The sequence below is a fragment of the Pseudopedobacter sp. genome (genome assembly GCF_040392825.1).
Classification (GTDB): domain Bacteria; phylum Bacteroidota; class Bacteroidia; order Sphingobacteriales; family Sphingobacteriaceae; genus Pseudopedobacter.
The window spans coordinates 1-5,271 of record NZ_JBEBVH010000264.1 but is presented as its reverse complement, the minus strand read 5'-3'; the positions used below and the strand labels follow the sequence as shown (position 1 = coordinate 5,271).

General features: G+C 35.5%; 5 protein-coding genes and 1 riboswitch. Of the genes, 3 read left to right on the top strand and 2 right to left on the bottom strand.

The features are described 5' to 3' along the window. Positions 1-85: riboswitch (TPP riboswitch) on the bottom strand. This riboswitch is flagged as partial in the annotation. A 27-nt stretch (positions 86-112) separates the two neighbouring features. Next, positions 113-667 (bottom strand): sugar O-acetyltransferase, encoded by a 555-nt coding sequence (locus ABWO41_RS15060; protein ID WP_353139831.1) that lies wholly within the window; start codon positions 665-667, stop codon positions 113-115. Between the two features lie 125 nt (positions 668-792). On the opposite strand from ABWO41_RS15060, the gene ABWO41_RS15055 reads away from it, so the two are divergent. The 3 genes from ABWO41_RS15055 (at position 793) to ABWO41_RS15045 (ending at position 4,188) form a co-directional block, all read left to right on the top strand. After that, positions 793-2,028 carry a DEAD/DEAH box helicase gene (locus tag ABWO41_RS15055; RefSeq protein ID WP_353139833.1) on the top strand — a complete coding sequence of 412 codons (1,236 nt, stop codon included), beginning with the start codon at positions 793-795 and terminating at the stop codon, positions 2,026-2,028. Positions 2,029-2,249: 221 nt separating this feature from the next. Then, complete coding sequence (locus tag ABWO41_RS15050) at positions 2,250-2,744, top strand: DJ-1/PfpI family protein (protein WP_353139829.1); 495 nt, start codon at positions 2,250-2,252, stop codon at positions 2,742-2,744. Between the two features lie 88 nt (positions 2,745-2,832). Beyond that, positions 2,833-4,188 carry an FAD-dependent oxidoreductase gene (locus ABWO41_RS15045; protein WP_353139827.1) on the top strand — a complete coding sequence of 452 codons (1,356 nt, stop codon included), beginning with the start codon at positions 2,833-2,835 and terminating at the stop codon, positions 4,186-4,188. Positions 4,189-4,198: 10 nt separating this feature from the next. Here ABWO41_RS15045 and ABWO41_RS15040 read toward each other — a convergent pair. After that, the coding region (locus ABWO41_RS15040; protein WP_353139825.1) for an ABC transporter ATP-binding protein at positions 4,199-5,271 on the bottom strand (1,073 nt) is incomplete at its 5' end.

Below are 5,271 nucleotides of genomic sequence, written 5' to 3'. Positions count from 1 at the left end.
CATCCCTACGTTGGCATTATCCAAATCAGGTATCGGGTTTTATCTCAGCCTAATCTTTTTTGATTAAGCACCCCGTGCAATTGTTCTGCAAGATACTAAATATTGAGATCTATTACAACCTCCGAATGACTTTACAAGGGTTACCTGCGGCAATTACATCAGATGGAATATCCTTAGTTACCACACTGCCCGCCCCAATGATGGTTCGATCTCCGATGGTCACACCCGGACAAATTACAGCACTTCCACCTACCCATACATCTTCACCTATTGTAATAGCTTTTGCAAATTCAAGACCGGAAGATCTTTCTATAGAATCAATTGGATGAGTAGCAGTATATATCTGAACATTCGGACCAAACATGGTTCTACTTCCAATAGTCACTTTCATTACATCAAGTATCACACAATTAAAATTAAAGAATACTTTTTCTCCAGTGATGATATTAGACCCATAATCACAATAAAAGGGTGCTTCTATCCATATACCAGGTCCGGCATTTGGTATCAATTCTTTTATTATACTAGCTTGCAGGTCTTCTTCATCTTTTCTGCTATCATTCAATTTCTTTGTAAGTAACCTTGCTTTGATCCTCTCAGCAGTAAGTTGCGCATCACTTGCATTATATAATTCTCCGGCAAGCATCTTCTCTTTTTCTGTCTTCATATTCAAACCTAATATATTTATGTACCTTTGCAAAAAAATTAATCATTTTAGTTAACCATGCAGGTTTACTGATTCTTTTTAAGGAGCCTCTCTTAAAAAGAGAAATGACACTTAAGAAAAACAATTTGACATTCGAACAATTAAATCTTATTGAACCTTTATTAAAGGCAATTAAGACAGAAGGATACACAAATCCTACTCCCATACAAGAGCAATCTATTCCTGTTGTATTAGAAAAAAAAGACTTATTAGCCATAGCGCAAACCGGTACAGGTAAAACAGCAGCATTTGCTCTTCCTATTTTACAATTGCTCCATGGTAACCGTACAAGCCCGAGAACGCTGAAATCCTTGATTTTAAGTCCCACTCGTGAACTAGCTATTCAAATAGGTGAAAGCTTTGCCTCTTATGGAAAACATACTGGGCTAAAACATACTGTTGTTTTTGGTGGTGTACCAGTAGGCAGTCAAATCAGCGCTTTAAGAAATGGTGTTGACATCCTGATTGCTACTCCGGGCAGGTTACTCGATTTGCTAAACCAACGGGCATTGAACTTAGCGCATATAGAGATATTTGTGTTAGACGAAGCCGACCGTATGTTGGATATGGGATTTATTAATGATGTAAAAAAAATAACAGCTAAAATTCCTCAAAAGAAGCAAACTCTATTTTTCTCTGCTACCATGCCTTCAGAAATATCTGGATTAGCAAATGGCATTTTAAATAATCCTGTTAGAGTTGAGGTAACACCAATCTCATCTACTGTTGAGAAAATAACTCAAGCTGTTTATCCGGTTGAGAAAAAAGACAAGCCTTCTTTACTGATCCATTTATTAAAAGACAAAAAGATGACCAGTGTTTTGGTATTTACCAGAACCAAACACGGTGCAGATAAATTAGTAAAAGTTTTAAGTCGTGCTTCTATTTCTTCTGCAGCAATTCATGGAAATAAGTCACAAAATGCAAGGCAAAAGGCCTTAAGCTTTTTTAAAGAAGGAAAAATCCGCGTATTAGTAGCTACTGATATTGCTGCTCGTGGAATTGATGTCGATCAACTTAGTTATGTTGTAAACTTTGATCTTCCCAATCAAGCTGAAACATATGTTCACCGGATTGGCAGAACAGGGAGAGCAGGATTGAGCGGAAATGCTCTATCATTTTGTGATCATGAAGAAAGACCTTTTTTGCAAGATATAATTAAACTTACTGCACAAAAGATCCCTCTGGTTGAAGACCACCCTTATGCAATTACGTTTGGAAATACCGTTGTAGTTTCAGCTAAGAAAAAGAATACACAAGCAAAAAAACCTTTCAAAGCTTTTAAGCAAGAAAATCGCAGAAAAGCACCTGCTTACAGATAAATCTCCTATTTCAGCTATCTATTAGTTACTCCTAAACAACTTATAGGTAGCTGATAATTCAATTCCCCATTGAATTATCATACTTCAGACCTCCCTTTATTTGTAAAATAATTTTAATATATTGTTGCATAATTAATCTCTTATACAGACTATTTCAATAGATCACGTTTAAGATATGCATAATACAGATCTGGCTTTAATTGAGATTGATAAAATTATTAATGATGAAATATATCTCTTTGTTAATTCCAGAAGGCAATTGTAGTCTAAGTAATCTAGAAGCTATTTATAAGATGTTTACAATGGCTAACGACTTCCTTATACAACAAGGAAAAACTGCTTTATTTGAGATAGACCTGGTAGCTCTCGAAATGGGAGGTCAAAGCAGCAATAGTATTTTTACGACCTCTCCTACAAAAACAATACAACAAATAGAAAAAACTGATTTAATAATCATTCCGGCAATTCATGGAAATTACAAGGAAATCATACAAGCAAACAAGCGTTTTGCACCTTGGATCATTAAATGTTATAAAGAAGGAACTGAGGTTGCAAGTTTATGTATTGGAGCGTTTTTACTAGCAAGCACAGGTTTATTAAACGGGAAGAATGAGGTAATGTATGAAACGGGTTATTCAGATGCTAAATCCTTTCGGGATGTCTTTAAAAAATCTACTGGCCTTTCTCCTATTCGTTATAGAGAAATTCATTCATAACTAAAAAACAGTATATCTTGATCTCTGTTTAAACAAAAGATACTGCTCAATATAAATCAGGGCTAAATTAAGTAAAGCAAACATTGACATGGAACGCACCAAAAGACATTATAAAAATCTAATTATAGGTTTCGGTAAAGGGGGTAAAACTCTAGCTAGTTTTTTAGCTTCGCAAAAGGAACCGGTCGCTATTGTTGAACAATCCAATAAAATGTACGGTGGCACCTGTATTAATATAGCTTGCATTCCTACTAAATCACTCATTGTAAATGCTGAAAAGGGTGTTCCATATAATGAAGCATTAACCATTAAAGATAAACTCACTTCTAGCCTTCGTCAAAAAAACTACGATAAACTAAACCAACAAGATACTGCAGATGTAATAACAGGGAAAGCATCTTTCGTGTCCAGTAATGAGATAAAAGTAGTTTTTCTATCGGGCGAGGAGATATTTATTACAGCAGACCGTATTTTTATCAATACAGGAGCTGAACCGAGAATCCCTAAAATAGCAGGTATTGATTCAAAGAAAATATTTACGAGTACGTCAATAATGGAACAACAACAGAAACCCGAGAAACTAATAATTGTTGGTGGAGGTTTTATTGGGTTGGAGTTTGCAGATATGTTTACAAAATTTGGCAGCAAAGTAACCATATTAGATGTTGCTGATGAATTTTTACCAAAAGAAGATGGTGATGTAAGAGCAGCTATATATCAAGTACTTACAGACAAGGGAATTGATATTATAAACGGAATACAATTACAACAAATAGAAGACATAAATGACAATACAATAAAGGTGCATTTTAATCATGAGGGTAATAATAGGACTATCGATGCCAATGCTGTATTGTTAGCTACAGGCAGAAACCCAAATACAGAAGGGCTGAACTTACAAGCTGCTGGCATCAAAACCAATGAAAGAGGATATATTATAGTAAACGAAGAGTTAAAAACGAATATTCCTAATATATGGGCTATTGGTGATATTAATGGCGGGCCGCAATTTACCTATATATCATTAGACGATTTCCGAATTATCAAAAACCAATTAACAAACCATAAGTATACCTCTATCAAACAACGTGGAGATTTTCCGTCCTGTGTTTTTATTACCCCTCCACTAGCGCAGGCAGGTTTACGCGAAAAAGAAGCTATTGAACAAGGATATAGAATTAAAGTCGCCACGCTTCCTGCAAATGCAATTCCCAAAGCGGCCATTTTAAAGGAGACCAGAGGGGTACTAAAAGCTATTATAGATACAGATACCAACAAAATCTTAGGCTGTACATTATTTTGTGCAGAGGCTCATGAAATCATTAACATCATTCAGTTGGCCATCAAACATGAAATACCTTATACTGCAATGCGAGATACGATCTATACTCACCCGACAATGACAGAAGCATTAAATGATTTATTTCAAAATGTTCCTGACTAAGTACACCATATTACTTTCTTTCTCCCACCTGCTGTCGCCACATAGCATAATATAAACCTTTTTGCGCAAGCAATTCATCATGAGATCCCGTTTCAGAAATCTTACCTTTCTCTAAAACATAAATCATATCTGCATGCATAATTGTAGAAAGCCTATGAGCTATAAGAATCGTAATTCTTTCCTTGCTTGTTGATATCTCACGAATGGTATTTGTAATATCTTCTTCTGTAAGCGAATCTAGCGCAGAAGTTGCCTCATCAAAGATAAGCAACCTAGGGTTCCTTAATAAAGCACGAGCAATGGATATTCGTTGCTTCTCTCCTCCAGAAAGCTTTAACCCATTTTCTCCTAATAGAGTATTAATACCCTTTTCCGATCTTTTCAATAAATAGGCACACGATGCTTTATTCAATGCCTCGATTACTTCATCGTCGCTTGCGTCTCCTTTTACAAATAATAAATTCTCTTTAATTGTTCCGGCAAACAAATGCGTATACTGAGTAACAAAACCAAAATGTCTACGCAATTCATTATATCGTATTTCTGTAGAAGAAATACTATTAAAAAGAATTGAACCCGATACTGGCTTATAAAGACCTACTAATAATTTAACTAAGGTTGATTTACCTGATCCTGAGGGACCAACAAATGCAATCGTTTCACCAGAACTCACTCTAAAAGAGATGTCATCGATCGCATTCATACTGGCTGTTCGATGGCTAAAAACAACATCTTTAAAAGACAGGCTCTTTAACAACCCTATTTCCTTTGGCGACTCAGGTCTTCGTTCAATAGGTTTTTGCATCAACTGGTCGAAACTAGTAATAGATGCTTCTACTTCCCGATAGCTAAGAATTATATTTCCTAAATCTTGTAGTGGTCCAAAAATAGAAGTAGAAATGAATTGCATAGCAATTAGTTCACCTGTACTTAATACTTCACGAAATATTAGCCAAAGAAGGATAAATAATACCGATTGCTTTAACAAATTAAGTGTCGTTCCTTGAAGAAAAGAAAGCGTACGCACTCGTTTTGTTTTCAACATCTCCAGATCATATATCTTTTGCGTTTGGGTATTTAGTT